The sequence below is a fragment of the Flavobacterium cheongpyeongense genome, from assembly GCF_003202435.1.
GTDB classification, from domain to species: domain Bacteria; phylum Bacteroidota; class Bacteroidia; order Flavobacteriales; family Flavobacteriaceae; genus Flavobacterium; species Flavobacterium cheongpyeongense.
The window spans coordinates 17,369-34,598 of record NZ_QJHK01000007.1 but is presented as its reverse complement, the minus strand read 5'-3'; the positions used below and the strand labels follow the sequence as shown (position 1 = coordinate 34,598).

Genomic DNA, 17,230 nt, shown 5'->3' with positions numbered 1-17,230 from the left:
ATACCGAGCAACAATAAGTGAGCCCACGCCAATGACGTGAGCATCTTACTTATTATCCCGTTGCAAAAATTACCAGTTTTCTAGTGCGAGATTCTAAGCGAATGCTTCAAATTTTTTTAATGAAGAATCGCAAATATATGTATTCAAAAGCAAATATAATAAAAATAAATTAAAGTGGGCTTTAGCACCCACATTAATTTATAAAATACTACAGAAATTGCCTTACAAATAATAATCGTATGTCAAACGAAGACAATAGAACTGAATTTCGAATTTTATTTGGAAAGCAAATTGAAAAGCTTAGGACTGATCAAAAATTAAGTTTACGACAGTTAGCTCAAAGGTGTGATTTAGATCATAGTGATATAGCAAAATATGAAAAAGGAGAAGTTAATATAAAACTTTCAACTGTTTACGAGTTGATAAAAGGGCTACAGCTTTCACCTCAAACAGTTTTTGATTTTGAATTTTACTTTAAAGATAGTAATATCAAATTAGAAGAGTAATTTGTTAGATTTTGAATTTATAAAAGAAATAATTTGTGGAAACAAAAAAAATAGAAGATTTTGTAGCATTATTAACATCAAAACAAATCAAAATTGTTTGTGCTGAAAGTATTACTGGCGGATTATTGGCAAGTACAATAATTTCGATACCTGGTGCTTCATCTGTGCTTTTAGGAAGTATCGTTAGTTATAATCCAGAGTTTAAAAATAAAGTTCTAGGTGTAAGTAATCAAACATTACACGATAAAACTGCGGAATCTTTTGAGGTAACAAGAGAAATGGTTAACGGAATTTTTAATTTGTTTCCTACTGCTGATTTGTATGTTGCCGTTACTGGAGTAGCTTCCGCATCAGTTAATGGCTATTATGTTGATAAGGCGATAGGGCAAATCTATGTTGTTATAATGTATAAAAATTCATTTTTTGAATTCTCCGAAATTATATTAAAAAATGAAAGAAATTTAATTAGAGATGGTGCTGTAGAAGCAATTTTTAATTATATAATAGAAGTAGTAGTAGGGAAGAAAATATAGATACATTACAAAACCCATACTTATTAAACCCAATAATGTAGCCTTAACATTTCAAAAAGTTTCTGAATTACAATTTTAAGTTTTTTTGAATGGATAGTTATAAACCTTAATTTTAATGATAAAAAAATTAAAAATTGCAATTGTCAGTGACTTACATTGCACGGATAATATTGATCGCCGCGCAATTACCAGATTACATCCCGATACGCCTGGTATTCCCACAGTAAGACATCCTGTTGAAGCACTTAAAACGTTAATAAAAAAAGATCAGTTAGAGGTAGACATTCTTCTCTGTCCTGGAGATATTGCTGATCAAGTAAACAAAATAGGATATCACTCGGGTTGGCGGTATGTAGAGGAAATAGCCAATGCTCTAAATGCAAAATCAATTTTTGCAACTTTAGGTAATCATGATGTAGCATCACGTGCTGAAAAGCCCGAACAAGCATTTTCTGTCGCTAAGACTTTAAAGACTAATTATCCTGTTATTTCTCCAAGCGATCAAAAAGAATTTTGGGCAGACAATTTTACCGTAATTGAAGAAGAACAATATAGATTATTGATTTTCAATAGTGTACATGATCATTTTAATACTACTACAAGTAAGAAGGTAAGTATTGATGAAGCTACACTTGAAAAGATTAAGGAAAGACTGGAAAAAACTGATAAGTCGAAAATTGGTATTGCAATGTCTCATCATCATCCCACAAATCATTCAAATGCGGACTTTAGCGACTCGGATTTTATTGATAAAGGCGATAAGTTGTTGAAATTGTTAAACGAGTATGCATTTAGTCTATATATCCATGGACATAAACATGAGCCTATGCTTCGTACTCTTAACGACGTGTCAATTTTATGTGCCGGAAGTTTTTCATGTTTAGAAAATTTGAATGAAACGGAGTCAGAAAATATGTTCCATATAGTTGAAATTTTTGACCACAAGGGAATAGTTAAAAGCTGGGATTATGGGCCAGTTAGTGGATGGCATATAAATAATAGTAGCTCAGGATTTCCAAATATTACCGGATATGGATTTAAGGGTGAGATTAATGATTTGGCATCTGCAATAAATGATTGGATGATAAAAAAAAATATTGAGATAAGTAATTTGAGATTACTAAAGGAAGATATTGACGCTATATCTTTTTTGAGACCTGATCAACAACAAGATTTGCAGAATAAACTTATTTCAGATTTTTCAATTGAAGTCTTACCAGGAATAAGATGTGGGGATAAAGCTAGTATCAATAAGCAAATTAACTAAGTATGGAAACAACTCTTTATCATTCCTTTAATGCAAGGAATTTATCTCCTGATGAAATAGCTAATTCTTTTATTGAAAACCCTCAGTACGCAGATCTATTACAAGTTAATCATTCACTTCTGCTTGGTCCGAGAGGTTGCGGTAAAACAACACTTTTAAAGATGTTAATGCCTCAGACAATAAATATATGGAATAACATACCTGGAAATGACAAAATAGATTTACCTTTTTATGGAGTGTATGTTCCAACTGATAATCAGTGGAAGAAACAATTAAATCAATTAGCAAATTCATTTCCGCTGTTACCAGCTTTCTCAAATATCATATCCAAAGTTATTGTAAATACTAATGTTATTAAATCAGTTGTTAACACATTTTTTCAACTTTTAGAAATTGAAAACAGGGAAGATGAAGATTTTTTAAAAAACAAAAGAAATCTGTGTATTGATTTAATTCGTATTTTTCAATTAGAAACGCCGATTTCTCCGGATTTAGTTGCAATTGAGTTATCAATAAAAGAAAGACTAGGACAAATTAATAAGATTATAAATAAAACTAAATTAACCAATACAATTAACTTTAGTGAACTGCCAGATTATTTTCATTCAGATTTTTATGATCTTACAAGTAGCTCTTTTTTTGCATTCAAAAAGAATTTTCAGTCAGATATATCTTTTAAGAAATCACATTTTAGGTGGGCGCTTTGTTTTGATGAGTTAGAACTTGCTCCCGAATGGCTACAAGAAAATTTAATAAGTCAACTTAGAAGTAGAGGTGATCAAAGTATATTATATAAATTAACGTCTACTCCTATCGTAAAAATCGAGAAATCTATTGTAGACAGTAGGGATATAGCATTAGAGTCAAGTGACTCCAATGATTATAATGTAATACGAGCATGGACATACGATAGAAATGGATTTGTAAAATGGAATGAATTTGCTAGTAAACTGGCAGCAACGAAGATTAAAAACTATCACGGTAGGGAAATCGTGCCTGAAAAGATTTTTGGGATTTATGATATTGAAAAAATCCTTAAGAGCATGAAGTTATCAAATCAGAAGGAAATTGTGCCTGACAATAATGATTCCTGGGATTCAAATTTTAAAAAAGGAACTTTAATGTGGCACTTAACTAAATATCTAGCTCAAAATGACAAAACCTTTCGCTTATTTCTCGATAAAAAAAGTATTTCCTTTCAATCTCCAGCCCCATCAGATGAGAGGCAAATGGGGCCAGTCTTTAGGAAAATGAAGCCAATAATAATTTATAGGAGCCAATTTTTAAGAAATAATAATATAATTGGAAGAAAAAACATTCCATTTTATTTTGGAACAAATAATGTTTATGAAATCTGCGACGGAAATCCTAGATTTTTAACAGCATTGATAGATGAATTATTAAAAATTAATCCGCGTGAAACGATTGAAGAAATTACGCCAGAAAAGCAGTCAACTATAATCTATAGAATCTCTCAACGACATTTACAAATAATTTCTTCACATCCTGATGCTAGTATTGAATTATATGGAAAAGTTCAGAACTTAGGAAAACTTATCGTGCAGATTGGCAGTTATTTTGGCAGTTATTTTTTTAGTAAAGATTTTACGATTGAGCCTGTTGGGTCTTTTATTGTCGACGACGGAGTAAATGAAAAAATTATTAGTTTGGTTAATTTAGGAATTAGGCTAGGAGCCTTTGTTTATATTGATCCTAAGGAAGCTCTTTCAGAAAATGGCATTTTTGAAAAACGCTTCAGGTTATCGTATTTACTGTATCCTAATTTTAAATTACCAATAAGAGAATATGGATCAAGACAATTAAGTACAATTTTAAAAGACGGAAAAAAGGGAGAAATTACTCCGAACTTATTTTCAGAAGAACTATGAAACTAATTACGACCCAACAAATAACTGAAGACCAATTATCTGAAATAAAATTTGATATTTCATATTTTGCATGTGGATATGAAAAGAGATCGATTTTTTTTAAATCTAAGCATGATGTTAAGTCAGAGGTTAGCCATGTCTTGGAATTTGAAAATGAAGCAAGGCTTAAAACAAATGAAAATAAATTATTTTATGAAAAAGATTCTAGTTGCAATTTTATATTATCCGAAGGTGAATCTGGCGTTGAAATAATAAATACCTTAAATGCTTTTTTTGAAAAAAGTAAAGAAGGTGATATCAATATTCTTATTGATTATTCAAGTATGACAAGTATCTGGTTTTCTTCCTTCTTAAATTACTTTAATTGTTATTTGGAAGATTCAAAAATCAGAAGAGTAAATCTATATTATGCTTACTCACACTCAATTTATACTGCTCCTTTGAAAGGTGAAAATTTAACCCTAAGTGTTGATCCATTAGAGGGATTTAGCAATATTTCCATTCCAGATAAGCCGACTGCATTAATAATTGGACTAGGTTATGAAAAAGACAAAGCAACTGGTTTAGCACAATATCTTGATGCTGAGAGTTATGTTTTTATTTCAGATTCTTCGTATGCAGAAGAATTTAGTCAAACAGTAAAAGTAGAGAATAGTGTGTTACTTACAGAAGTTAAGAAAGAAAATATATTTGAATATCCAATTTTAAATTTGAAAATTACCGCAAAATTGCTGCATACATTAGTTGTGGATTTAGTTCAATCTCACAGAATAGTACTAGCTCCCTGTGGACCTAAAATCTTTAGTTTATTATGTTTAATAGAATCTATTAAGGTAGAAAATACTGATGTCTGGCGAATAAGTTCTAGTAAAGCATCAAAAACTGCAATTGATAAAGAACCGGATGGAAAAATATCAATTTACAGAGTAACTTTTGAGAGTGATTTAGAAAGTTAAAAACTGAACTTAAAAATTTATTTAAAAGAAGACGATTAAATTATTTAATCAAAAATGATTTTAATTCCCTTAGATATTCGATTTCATCCTTTACGACAGAGTAAGAATGAAAATTTTTATTTCTTAATGTATTTAATTTCTCAAACCATTTAGTCTTAGCTTCACTTCCTCCCGAAATTTTCTTTTCGGGAGGTAATGTATATTCCTTTTCAAATAAATCTGGCCAATTTTTACGAGCTATCTCTCTATAGTCAATTAAATGTAGGCAGTCCCATGGTGATGAGTCATTCTCTCCGTCTTCCTTTCTATAATTTTTTTCTAGGGCTAATTCAGTAGACTTTTTTTGAATAGGTAATGGAATTCCTTTTGAGAACCACTGAGTTCCAAATTTAGATTCGAGTTTTTTTTCAAAATCTTTATTGAGAAATTGTTCAATTTCTCGTATTATTTTAAAAGCCTCTTCATTGAATTCCCTTTTTTCCTTTTGTAGATATTCGTCTAGACCAATCGGTTTAAATTCATCGTAAGTATCTCTAATGAATTTCTGAAGAGTTCGCCAGTATTTCAAATCTCCCCCTTGTCCATATGTTTTTCTAAGATCTTCCTTAATCTCATCATCAAGATTAACATAGAAAAGTATTATAGCATCTAAAAAATGTTTAGTTTTAGAGAAATAATTATCAGAATTTATTATCGAATGGTTCAAAGAAATATGATCACATATGTCGCTAAGAACCCTGATGATTGAAGATACACCTTTATTAATTAATAAGATACTTTCCTTATTACTCCATTCGTCTTCTAAGTTTTCTTCCAAGTATGTAAAAGATTTTAATAGAAAATTTGATAGGGAATTGTACCCATCGTCAATATTTCCTTTAAAAAAGGTTCCTAATTTTTCAATTTTATTTTTACTTACTTTACCGAAAAAATTTGTTTTATTTAGAGCGTTTACAATGGCTTCGGATGTTATTATTTTTTTATCCTCTCCAATGGAAATTTTATCAAACAATGCAGATTTCCTATCTTCACCTAAAGTTATTGCAATCCTAGAATACATGGCTTTTTGTTGATCAGTATAGAATGTAGAAGTCCAAAGTAAGTCAGAATTTAATGTTAATCTTAAATTTTTGGAAACTGCCTTTTGATTTTCATTAATTTCCATAAAAATCCTTACTTGTTCGCTTCTATCAAGATTTATAAATGCTACTACAGGAATTGTATTTTTATCTTTATAGATTGAATCTGCATAGCCATATAGTCTATGTTGACCATCAATAATATATGCAGAGCGATATTTTCGGGGCAAATGTAAAATTCCAACATCAGATATAGTAGATTGAACCTGAGTATTAGCTCTATCAAACTGTAAGTCTTTCTTATTCGTATCTATACTAATAACAATTGAATTTGGAAAGTAGCCCTTTTTTTCATCAATAAATGTTTTAATTTCTTTTAGTCTTTGTTTTTTAATGAGTCTTTGATATGTAGGCATCATGTTAATATTTGCCTTATTCCTATGTAAAACATAGCCCATTTTCAAAAGTTTTCCTGGCTCAATTGAAAATGCATAATAAGTATGTCCACCCATTTCCCCTCTAACTGCAGGTACCTTATTTTCAAGTTCCGGAATGTCTTGTCCATAAAATAGTGATCCTAATAATTGATACTTGGCAGCATTACCTAATTGAGAAATTAACTCATAATAGTATTCGATATTACTTTCGTCAAAGTGAATACCGTTTATATTTTCAAGTCGAGCGATATCATTTTCATTAATTGAAAAATTATGCGTTGCTAGAATATATTTAAATTTTAATTTTTCATCCGGAAAAAGTGACCTTACGGAATTAATAAGTCCTTGAATTTTACCTGACGTTGCTTCTAATTCTTTTTTAAAATCACCTCTTTTGTTTTGTATAGCAGTCCTGCATTCAACAAGAATTATTGTCTCTTTATCTTTGGCAAAAACATCTATTTGTTGAGTTAGCGAATCATTGGTTTTATCATAGGGAAGATTAAAAAACCTATCCTTATTTAAAATAGTAAAACCAAATTTAGCAAATAAGGTCCAAACTCTATCTTCAAAAAATTGATCAAGTGGCTTCTTTTTTTTTATTTTAATTGTTTTTGAATACGTTCGGTCTATTTCCCAACCTTCCTCTACTTTTAAATTTAAAATCGTTTCTTCATTCGAAATAGTTTCATAAATATGGGACTTATTTCGTAAAGAAATTTGAGAAGAAATGTTTTTTTCAGTTACAAGTTTTCCAAGTAGTTCAATTTTAAGGTTTTGTTGCATATTAAAAATTCTTAAAAATGTATTCATTAATGTTTTGCCTTTTCGCGCCTTTTCCGCCTATTAGGCTCTGCCTAGATAGTATACTATGCTTTCCATAGGGAGAAAAAAGTTCATCTATCGAGTCATGTTTTGCGTTAGTCATTATAAAAAAAGCACCAACTTCATTAATGTGCTGTAATAAATTTGCAAGTCTTTTTTGATCATCCCATGTAAAAATAGATTGATTGTATTCCACGAAACCATTATTTTCATGTGCGACTGTATAGGGAGGGTCTAAAAATATTAGATCTAATGGCTGAATTTGAGTTTTTATTAATTCAAAATCATGAGATATCAAAATTGTTTCTTTATTTAAAATTTTCGAGACATTTTCTATGTTTTCAAAATCAAATAAGTTTATAATTTTCCTATCTCCATAAGGAACATTATATTTACCATTTCTATTTACTCTATAAATACCATTATAAGAAGTTTTATTTAAATAAATAAACCTTGCGGCTTTTTCGATATCATTCTCAGGTTCTAAATCTCTTAAAATATAATATTGTTCTTTTTCGTTTTTATACTTTTTTAAAATATCTATAACCTTCTGAGGATCTTTTGCAATCATATTATACGCATTAATCAGATCTTGATTTGCGTCAGATAAAAAAGAATTATTTTTGATTAGGTTATTTTTCTTTAAATAAATATATATTGAAGCTCCTCCTAAAAAGGGTTCGAAATAATTATTAAAATCTTTAGGAATAATTGTCTCAATCTGACTTGTAAGCCACCTTTTACCTCCAGCCCATCTTAAAAAGGGTTTGCCTACTGCTTTTTCTTGAGTAATCATAAATTAGATTAATTATTTTGAGGTTAAATACCAAAGATATATTTTTTTTATAAAAAATAACATTTATTGTCAATATTGGTACTGCCATACACAGGACTCTAAAGTTTAATTTAGTAAATACATTAACTGGAGTTAAGTTTTATAATATAATAAAAAATTTACTTCAGTATCTGAGTAGCTTTTAATAACAAACTATTATTTTCATTCATTTAATTTTTATAAAAGTAAATTTATCTTTGGGTATTGAATTACGGAAATCCATAATTCAACAATAAAATTCATTAAAATCTAGAAAAAATGTTAATTGTGGGATTTAAAATAAAAGTTTATCAGTACTTGAAATTAATTTACAATTGGAATTTGTGATCAAATGTTTACATTTGCTATAGAATTATAATATTCTCTAGAATCAATAAATAGTTGTTGTAAAACATCTAAAATAAATGTGGCAAGATCGTGGCAAACGGTTTTTGAAATTACTGAAAGTATAGTGTTGTTACGGGTTTGTGACCTTTGGTTCGAATCCTTCTGCGTTCACATCAAAAGCCACTCAAATCGAGTGGCTTTTTTGTTTTTGTATTAAATTGGTTTTTGAGTGCTCAGGTTCAAAAGTTGAGGATTAGGCAAAAAGATTGGATAATCTGAACAGGAAGAAATCTATTTTTCTTACTCCTCTAAATTGGCTTCTAAATGCTTTTAATTCAAAAAGTCTTCATTTCAATCAAGATAATCATGACCTTTATATCTTTGATTGCCGAATTTAATTTTTACTTCGTTCCAAAAAAAGACCTCTTCGTACCAATTTACTCAATAAAAGTTATCCTTTTAATTTTCTTTGTACAGCAATTAATTGCTTTTACACCCGATCAATTCGATTTGTTCCTGCGAAAGAAAAAAATCATTAGGGAACTCCGGTATTTTAAAATAGCCTAGGTTCTTAAAATTTTGATTGTCAAAGTAAATTAATCAAATCTGACAAACAAAATGACAAAGTACTGCTCAGTATTCGTATTTAGTCTTGGCGTTTGTATTTATGAATGCTAAACGCTATCAGGCGGTGAACGAGATTAACGGATCCGTTTTTTATCCTATTGACAAGTGGTCTGTACTACAAATACACGTTCAACGAAACTGTTGAATAAGAAGCAGAATAAACAATAAGTAAGCAATTATATATTGTATTAGAACTAGAAAACAGGCTCTTGTTAAAACGGAATCTTATTTTTTAATTTAATAGAAATTTTAATCTAAAAACAAATAATTATGAGTACAACAGATCAACAAGATACTTCTTGCGTGCCAATAGAAAAACCGGCCGGTATTAAAATAAAAGGAGTTAAAGTAAAGCGCTTGGGATATCGAATAAAATTCCCTAACCCCAGACATAAAAAACCGCTACCTCCGATTGCGCAAGTAACAATAAATAAAAAACACAAGATGCAGATTAGTATTGTCGTATTTATTAGTAAAAAAGCAAAAGTCACACCTAAGCAATTGACAGTCATACAGGATTTTAGTTATACTAACGATGAAACACCGTATGCTAATTTTTATGTATGCTATAATGTAGCTCCTGAACCATGTTCAAAATTCGATGTTTTTCAATTGAATTTTAAAGCGAATCCTAAAGATTATACTCACAATGGGATATTGCCTAAAGACTTGCCAATACCGGACCTTTTAAAATTAAAGGAAATTGTTTGTTTTTTATGGGATGAAGATCCAATAGGTTCCAGAGGAACAGTAACGACAGTGCAAACTGGTTTATGATAATCAGGGAAATATATAAAAAAACAGAGGCTTAGTTAGTCTCTGTTTTTTTATATATTTTGACTAAATTGCTAACAAAAATTAGCAAATGAAAGTTGTTTCTAAAATAGTAATCTTTATTTTTTTACTTTTTCCTCAATTGTTTTTTTCTCAACAAAACCATAGTGCTTTTGAAAAAGAAATTATAGCGAAAAGCAAAAAAATCATGGGTGAATCTAATTTTAATAAAGCACAATATTTTTTTTTGCAAAAAGAATGGGATTCGACTTTAGTTTACTCGATGAAACAGTTGAGCATCGGGAATCAAAATAAGGAGATTGAAAACTTTTGCCATTTTTTTAGAGGATTTAGTTTTAAAGAGAAAAAAATTTTTAAGGAAAGCAAAAAGGAATTTACTTCAATTTCTAAAGATTTTGAATTCTTTAATCACAGTAAAATGCTCCTTGGTCAAATAGTTTTGGAAGAAAAAAAATTCAAAGAGGCGATTAATTACTTTCAGGAAATTGAAAAACTCCATGAAGATGAGCTTTTGGGTATAAAAAAAAGTAGTGTAAAACACAATCTGGGGCTGTGTTATTTGCATTTAAAAGAGTTTAAAAAAGCTGAACATTATTTACTTCAGAGTATAAAATTAGAAGAAAAACAAAATGATTCTTCAATATTGGTAGGCTCTTATGGAGATATTGCCACATTATACTATGACCAATACAAAGATAATCTGGCTATTCCTTATTTTGAGAAAGCGTATCATCTCTCCAAAAAAGTAAAAAATTACCAATTAAAGCAAAATGCAGCACTCAATATGGCTGTAGTAGAAAAAAATCGTAACCATTTTGCAAAAGCATTAATATACAGAGAAGAATATGATCAATGGAAAGATTCTTTGAACAATCAAAATAAAATATGGGAAGTTGCAGAGCTAGAGAAACAATTTGCAATAAAACAAAAACAAAAAGAAGTAGGTTTGCTTCAAGCCGAAAATAGAATTAAAATAGCCGAAAGAAATGGGTTCTTCTACTCATCCATTGTCCTGTTATTACTATTAGGAACGGCTGTTTATTTTTACAGGGAAAAAATAAAAACCAACAAAATCATCTTAACCCAGAAAGAGGCACTTGATGAATTGAATGATACTAAAGATACCTTGTTTTCTATAGTAAGTCATGATTTGCGTTCCTCTGTCAATGCAATGAAAACCAGTAATACTAAATTACGGGAAAATTTAGCTACTAAAAATCTGGACGAACTGGATTCTCTTTTACATCAAAACAGTGCTATTGCAAATGGTACTTATAACTTATTGGATAATTTATTGCACTGGGTTCTGCTTCAGACAAAACAATCTTTCTTTGAGGTAACTTCCATGCGTTTGTATTTTATTGTAGAGCTGATGGCTTATAATTATCTCCCTTTAATATCTGAAAAAAATCTTGTTTTTGAAAATTCAGTTTCTAAGAAAGATATTGTTTTTGCCGATCAGGAATCTTTAAAAATAATACTTCGTAATTTTTTAGACAATGCGATTAAATTTTCAAAAGAGAATGGAATCTTAAAAATTTATACTCAAAATACTAATGAGGACTATTGCGAGTTGATTATTGAAGATAATGGGATAGGCATGAGCGAAAACACACGAACATCTCTTTTGAAAGAAACCACATTAATGTCTAAAAAAGAGAATGCAGAAATAATTGGTACTGGTTTGGGAATGCAGTTGTGTAAATCAATGATCCAAAAAAATAACGGGAAACTGGATATAGAAAGCGAATTAGGAAAAGGAACAAAAATCATCGTATCTTTGGCTAAAAAGTACCACAATGGACAATATTAATGTATTAATTATTGAGGACAAACCATCAGAAAGTGATGCTCTAATAAAAGGATTACAAGCCAATAACTATACAATTGCAGGGCTGGCTACAAATCATAAAGATGCTTTATCCCTGTTTTATAACAATAAGGTTGACATAGTCATAATTGATATTTTTTTGAATGGTTTGCCCGATGGTCTTGCTTTTGCGGAAAGTATCAATGCCGATCCCAATGCTTCAAAGCCTTTTGTTTTTTTAACGAGTTCTACAGACAGAAAAATATTTGAACGTGCAAAATTGACAAAGCCGTTTAGTTATTTGATGAAACCATTTAATGAGCTTGAACTTTTATATGCTCTTGAGTTGGCTTTCGAAAAATTCTATGCCCAGGATGATGTTTTTTTGAGCGAAGAAGAAAATACAGTAATTAGCAAAGAATATTTATTTGTTAAAAAAGGTAAATTACTAAAAAAGGTCGATATCAGTGATATTATCTATATTGAAGTCGAAGAAAAATATTGTAATATTATAACAGAAAAAGAAAAATTTGTTATCCTTATATCATTAACCAAAATCTTAGAATTGTTTGACAGTACTGTTTTTTGCAGGACACATAGAAATTTTATAGCGAACACTAAAAAAATAACAGAGATTATTCCCTCAGATAATTTGATTATACTACAAGGAAACCATAGAGTGATACTAAGTGATAAATACAAAGATATCATTAACAAGACCTATATTTTGAAATAATCGATGTGTTCTGCTTTGTTCCAAAAAGACATCCATTCGACTGGTTTGTTTTTTTTTGCATTACGGTAAAACATCAGAAAATAATTTTTAGGACTGATTTTCTATTCTTATTCAAAAAAATCACGGTTTCGTTCCTTTTTTTTTAATCCGGATAATTTGCCATACTACCTTTATTGGACTAAAATTATAAATAGTTCATAAACTAAAAAAAACAATAGTATGGCAACATTAAAAGTAATTTTCAAGAACAACAGCGGCTTATCTGATAAACTTGTATCAATAGGTTTTGTTTCCGGAAGTGATACAGCTCTATTTAGCATACACTACCCAGATCCAAATCAGTTACAACCTTTAGAACTCGAAATACAACCGTTAAATAAAGAAGCAGGAAAAGGGAACTGGTATTCTTTAACTGATTTAGGTACAGGAGTGTCCATTCAAAATTTTAGTGGCAGGATTTATATATCTTATGGTCAGACATGGTCTGTTCTGAATGCGGGTTATGAACCTGCTCAAAATATTACCGACCCTAATTTTTTTCTTCGCTATGATAAAATGGAATTAACGTTTAATGGAAATCCGACTGATGTAGCCGATTTAACCAGTATTGACTATTGGAGTATTCCCATGCAGCTAGATACTTTTTTGCATAAGGCAATTGTACAAGCAGATAATGGCATTAAAACAGGTAAAACTTCTCAAATGATTTATACACAATTAAGTGCTATTACAGCTACACCACAGTCTGGTTTAAGCAATGCTTTGCCTGCTCTTGTCCCTGGCAGTTTTGAACAGTTGCCAACGCAACCGGGAACTGGTTTTGCACGTGTTATTGGGCCTTCTTCTTATCCGCCAATTGGTGGTGTTCCAGTTACGCCTTATGATCTTTTTGAGGACTATCTTAACTCACTGATTCAAAATTTTGGACCCAATACGATGGTTGGAAAAGTGATACCTGGATTAGGAAATGGAATTATAGCCACAATTGCAGGTCAGTTTAATGGCGTTGGGCCAAATGTACCAACCACCGGGCCTCAAAGTGCCCAAGCTTATAATTTAACCGCTACAATTGACAATACAGGTGATATTACTTTAACCGGGACTATAGGCAGTGTAGTTGGGACAACAACTATCGTTTATAAAAAAAATGATTTAATCAATCCAAGTGGTATTTATGGTGCCAATGCCTCTTTTTCAATTAATGGAGGAACTTCACAAAATCCTGCAAACGACGTTTATGGGTGGATAACCGGAGATTTATTAGCAGGATTTAATATTGGAGCTATTGGTTCTGAAACAATAATTGGCAAAATAAAAGTGGGAGCGATGTCAAGTACTGATTGGTTTTCCATACCCGGTGCTTCACTATTTAGTGCTTTGCAAAATAACCCTTTGCACTACAACCAATATGCTGCTGTTTTACAAAAACTTTCTGACGCTTATAATTTTGCTTATTCTGATCGTTTTTCACCTGTATTGGTTTCAGTGAATCCTGCTATTGCAGATACATTGCAAATTTCATTGCTTAATGTTACAGAAGACAATTAATTAATTAATACATTTTTCTTTAATCCAACGAGGCTGTCCGAAAAGTATGGACAGCCTCTTTTTTATACTAAAATATTTGGATTCCTATTGGAGACGAATTTTATTTGTGCAATTCTCAGAGGCTAGTTTCGACTTTTCGGACAGCCTCATTTTGTATATTATAATTAACAGGCGAAACCTATTTTGTTTTGTATTGTAAAAATATTGACAAAAAATTCTTGTTCCATAGTTTCGCCTTCTTATGGATAAAAAACTCAGACTTATGGGATTTTTTTAATTTAAACTATTATACCACAATACTTTTACTAAAGAAATTAAAAAGCTAGCTAGTTTTATTTTTACTCATTTATTTAAAAGTGGAGTTCAGAAACCACTATAAAAACGGGGTGAAATCCGAAAAGCCTTATGAGTAGGAACTACTAAATAAATCATAGAAATTATGGAATCAAATAATCAAGTTCAGACAATAATGATGCTAACGCAAGGGGAAAATCCAGGGTATACTGTGACTGAATACTTAGAAAATCAAATCAATTCAAACAACGGGAAATTTACAATGAGTTTTTGTAACCTACCGTCAGACTTAAAGCCTACAAAACTTGAGTTTCGTTTTATAAATGGAATTCCGAAAGACAACATCATAATGAATTTCAGTCAAGGTTGTCCTAATCCTGATTGGATTGTTACCGAATACATTACAAATCAAATCAATGCTAACAATGGCGATTTTGTAATGACTTTTTCCTTAAATGCTCCAGCAGACATTCAACTAAATAGTTTAGACTTTCAATTTGAAAACAATCAAAGTACAGCAAATGATTCGGTATTTCAATTGTCCGCTTTAAGTCAAAATGATCCAGGAGTAGCAGATGGCAACAAACTTTTTTGCAATGTAACCAGTATTACTGGCGGTACATTAAGAAGTGGTTCATTCCCTATTAACAGAGCAGTAGCTTTACCTATACCTCCCGGACAAAATGGTTCAGGACCAACACCAACTTGGTTTATTGTTCCAGATAATACAATTCAAGAGACTGCTTTCAATATAGAAGTATCTTGCCCAACAGATTCGAATTATCCTACAAAAAACATCCAAGTCAAAGCATCTGACGTTCTAAAATGGGCAGCTGTACCTTATGATGAAAGAGATAATCAAATTTATCAGGAAGGAGAATATGGTATTTTTGGTTTTGCGCAAGAAGGCCCTAATGGATTAATTTATACCGTTACAGCTGGGGTTTTAAACCCACAATTACAAGGGTAATAATTCATTTGAAAAAAGATTATTATTATTATTATTAAAAAGAAGCCATGAAAGTTTTCGTGGCTTCTTTGTATAAATTTGTTTGACATGAAAAATGAAACCCAAATCTCATGGATTAATTTTGGTTTATCCTTAAAGTTTTTGCATACCACCTTATGCTATAAATTATCCCAACTATAATCTGCATTTTCGAGATTAAAGTTTATGAATAAAAATCAAAAAAATAGGCTCAAATTGATGTCAGGACAGGTTTTAGAATTATGAAAGAAAAAAAGCAACAAAAATAGTCCTATATCCTCGTTGCTTTTTCAAATAATTTAGCCCATAAAAATTGCTTTATGTAGTTTAACCCATTCTTCCATTGGAGTCATTTTTACTGGCAATTCTTCCAATACTTCCTTTAAGTTAGGATTGAATTTCGTTGGATATACTGGCAGACTTGCAAGCATTTCATAATAACCTTGTACGCCTCTGGCACTTTCCTCTCCAACAAGAATACTTAATTTATCTCCAAATTCTTGTGGAGGCATTGCGTAGAAATCAATTTTTTCTCCAAGGCCAATAGAGAATTTTTCAGCAAGACCATTTCCTTTCAGGTCATCCAATCCACTAACCATAAATGATCGTCCTGAAAGTTCTGGTTTGTATAAAGCTTCTACGACAAAGGCACTAACATCTCTTGATGCAATATAGCCAATGGGCATATCCTCAGGAGTTGGGTAAGCTACTTTTCTTTCTCTTTTTACATAATCGGTTGTGTAAGGAGCCAGCAAATTTTCGGCATAAATAGACGGCTCAATAATCACATAAGGTACTCCGCAATTTTTTAGATATTCCTTTGTATCTAATTTTACATCTTCCATCGGAATTCCTAATTTTTGTGGAGCTAAAAATCCACTGGTATTCCAAACAATCATTTTAACATCATTTGCCTTAGCTGCATCTATTACATTTTTGGCAAATTGAAATCCATCTGCCGGGTTAGGTAAAGAAACCGGAATCAATAAAGCAATAGCGTCCATTTCTTTGGTGATTTCTTTCATTTTTTGGGCATCAGACATATCGCCTAAAACAGGGATTGCACCTGCTGTTTCTAATTTTTCGAAACTTTTTTCGGAACTGGTTGCTGCGTAAACTACTGCTCCCTTATTTTTTGCTTCGCTAATCACATGAAATTGTTGTGAACCTGTGGCTCCAAATACTACTATTTTCATCTTATTTTTTTATTTAATTGTTTTAATTTTTGGTAAAACTAATTAATAACTTACTTTTGTACAAGTACTTACGTGTTGGTTGGGTGCTTACTAAATAGTTAGAAATATTGAATATCAATGGAAAAAAATTTAAAAATAATTAATGCATGCGATACAAACTGCCCTGTGAAAAAATCATTGAGCATTTTGAGCGGTAAATGGACCATGATGATTTTGTATCAGATTAATACACGGACTATTCGATATGGGGAACTTAAAAGAGCGGTAGTGGGTATTAGTGAAAAAATGCTGATACAGGAATTGAATTCTTTGGTGGAGCATAATTTGGTCAGTAAAAAAGCATACCCTGAAATTCCGCCCAAGGTCGAATATAAATTGACAGAACTGGGTTTGAAAACATTACCAATCATAGATCAGATAGCCGCTTTTGGACTGGAAAATTTAGTTTAGGTTTGACCCATTAGCCTGATATAGATTATCAAAAAGGTAGTATAACCTATTTTTTGGTATCAAATTCTCTTTTATAAGATGTTAATCAAATAATGTATTGTAAGATAATGTTTTATAAGTATTGGTAATGAA

The 17,230-nt window shown here is 30.8% G+C and carries 14 protein-coding genes; 11 read left to right on the top strand and 3 right to left on the bottom strand.

Going from position 1 to position 17,230, the window contains the following annotated elements:
- Nucleotides 1–239: 239 nt before the first annotated feature.
- The 5 genes from DMB65_RS09780 to DMB65_RS09760 all read left to right on the top strand — a co-directional run bounded on the left by DMB65_RS09780 (nucleotide 240) and on the right by DMB65_RS09760 (nucleotide 5,151).
- Nucleotides 240–506: a helix-turn-helix domain-containing protein gene (locus tag DMB65_RS09780; RefSeq protein WP_110306473.1), complete on the top strand. Its 267-nt coding sequence runs from the start codon at nucleotides 240–242 to the stop codon at nucleotides 504–506.
- A gap of 35 nt (nucleotides 507–541) precedes the next feature.
- Nucleotides 542–1,039: a CinA family protein gene (locus tag DMB65_RS09775; protein ID WP_110306472.1), complete on the top strand. Its 498-nt coding sequence runs from the start codon at nucleotides 542–544 to the stop codon at nucleotides 1,037–1,039.
- Nucleotides 1,040–1,154: 115 nt separating this feature from the next.
- Nucleotides 1,155–2,306, top strand: coding sequence for a metallophosphoesterase family protein (locus DMB65_RS09770; RefSeq protein ID WP_110306471.1), 1,152 nt, complete (start codon nucleotides 1,155–1,157; stop codon nucleotides 2,304–2,306).
- A gap of 2 nt (nucleotides 2,307–2,308) precedes the next feature.
- Nucleotides 2,309–4,195 (top strand): ORC-CDC6 family AAA ATPase, encoded by a 1,887-nt coding sequence (locus tag DMB65_RS09765; RefSeq protein WP_110306470.1) that lies wholly within the window; start codon nucleotides 2,309–2,311, stop codon nucleotides 4,193–4,195.
- A complete protein-coding gene (locus tag DMB65_RS09760; RefSeq protein ID WP_110306469.1) occupies nucleotides 4,192–5,151 on the top strand; it encodes a hypothetical protein in 960 nt (319 codons plus the stop codon). The genes DMB65_RS09765 and DMB65_RS09760 overlap by 4 nt, the downstream gene beginning before the upstream one ends.
- 40 nt (nucleotides 5,152–5,191) lie before the next feature.
- Here the strand turns inward: DMB65_RS09760 and DMB65_RS09755 are convergent, their stop codons facing one another.
- Entirely contained in the window at nucleotides 5,192–7,480 is a 2,289-nt protein-coding gene (locus tag DMB65_RS09755) for a DGQHR domain-containing protein (RefSeq protein ID WP_230470639.1), read from the bottom strand.
- Nucleotides 7,455–8,288, bottom strand: a complete 834-nt coding sequence (locus tag DMB65_RS09750; RefSeq protein ID WP_110306467.1) for a DNA adenine methylase — start codon at nucleotides 8,286–8,288, stop codon at nucleotides 7,455–7,457. The genes DMB65_RS09755 and DMB65_RS09750 overlap by 26 nt, the downstream gene beginning before the upstream one ends.
- 1,263 nt (nucleotides 8,289–9,551) lie before the next feature.
- Between DMB65_RS09750 and DMB65_RS09735 the strand changes: the two genes are divergently transcribed.
- The 5 genes from DMB65_RS09735 to DMB65_RS09715 all read left to right on the top strand — a co-directional run bounded on the left by DMB65_RS09735 (nucleotide 9,552) and on the right by DMB65_RS09715 (nucleotide 15,434).
- The gene (locus DMB65_RS09735) at nucleotides 9,552–10,058 is read left to right on the top strand and encodes a hypothetical protein (protein ID WP_110306465.1); all 507 of its coding nucleotides are present in this window, start codon (nucleotides 9,552–9,554) and stop codon (nucleotides 10,056–10,058) included.
- Between the two features lie 88 nt (nucleotides 10,059–10,146).
- Nucleotides 10,147–11,889, top strand: coding sequence for an ATP-binding protein (locus DMB65_RS09730; protein WP_110306464.1), 1,743 nt, complete (start codon nucleotides 10,147–10,149; stop codon nucleotides 11,887–11,889).
- Nucleotides 11,876–12,622 (top strand): LytR/AlgR family response regulator transcription factor, encoded by a 747-nt coding sequence (locus DMB65_RS09725; protein ID WP_110306463.1) that lies wholly within the window; start codon nucleotides 11,876–11,878, stop codon nucleotides 12,620–12,622. The genes DMB65_RS09730 and DMB65_RS09725 overlap by 14 nt, the downstream gene beginning before the upstream one ends.
- A 219-nt stretch (nucleotides 12,623–12,841) precedes the next feature.
- On the top strand, nucleotides 12,842–14,170 hold the full coding sequence (locus tag DMB65_RS09720) for a beta-1,3-glucanase family protein (protein WP_110306462.1): 1,329 nt from the start codon (nucleotides 12,842–12,844) through the stop codon (nucleotides 14,168–14,170).
- A 439-nt stretch (nucleotides 14,171–14,609) separates the two neighbouring features.
- The gene (locus tag DMB65_RS09715; protein ID WP_110306461.1) at nucleotides 14,610–15,434 is read left to right on the top strand and encodes a hypothetical protein; all 825 of its coding nucleotides are present in this window, start codon (nucleotides 14,610–14,612) and stop codon (nucleotides 15,432–15,434) included.
- 317 nt (nucleotides 15,435–15,751) lie between these two features.
- Here DMB65_RS09715 and DMB65_RS09710 read toward each other — a convergent pair whose 3' ends face one another.
- On the bottom strand, nucleotides 15,752–16,648 hold the full coding sequence (locus DMB65_RS09710; RefSeq protein ID WP_110306460.1) for an SDR family oxidoreductase: 897 nt from the start codon (nucleotides 16,646–16,648) through the stop codon (nucleotides 15,752–15,754).
- Nucleotides 16,649–16,765: 117 nt separating this feature from the next.
- Here DMB65_RS09710 and DMB65_RS09705 point away from each other — a divergent pair, with 117 nt between their 5' ends.
- Nucleotides 16,766–17,098, top strand: coding sequence for a winged helix-turn-helix transcriptional regulator (locus tag DMB65_RS09705; RefSeq protein WP_110306459.1), 333 nt, complete (start codon nucleotides 16,766–16,768; stop codon nucleotides 17,096–17,098).
- Nucleotides 17,099–17,230 lie beyond the last annotated feature (132 nt).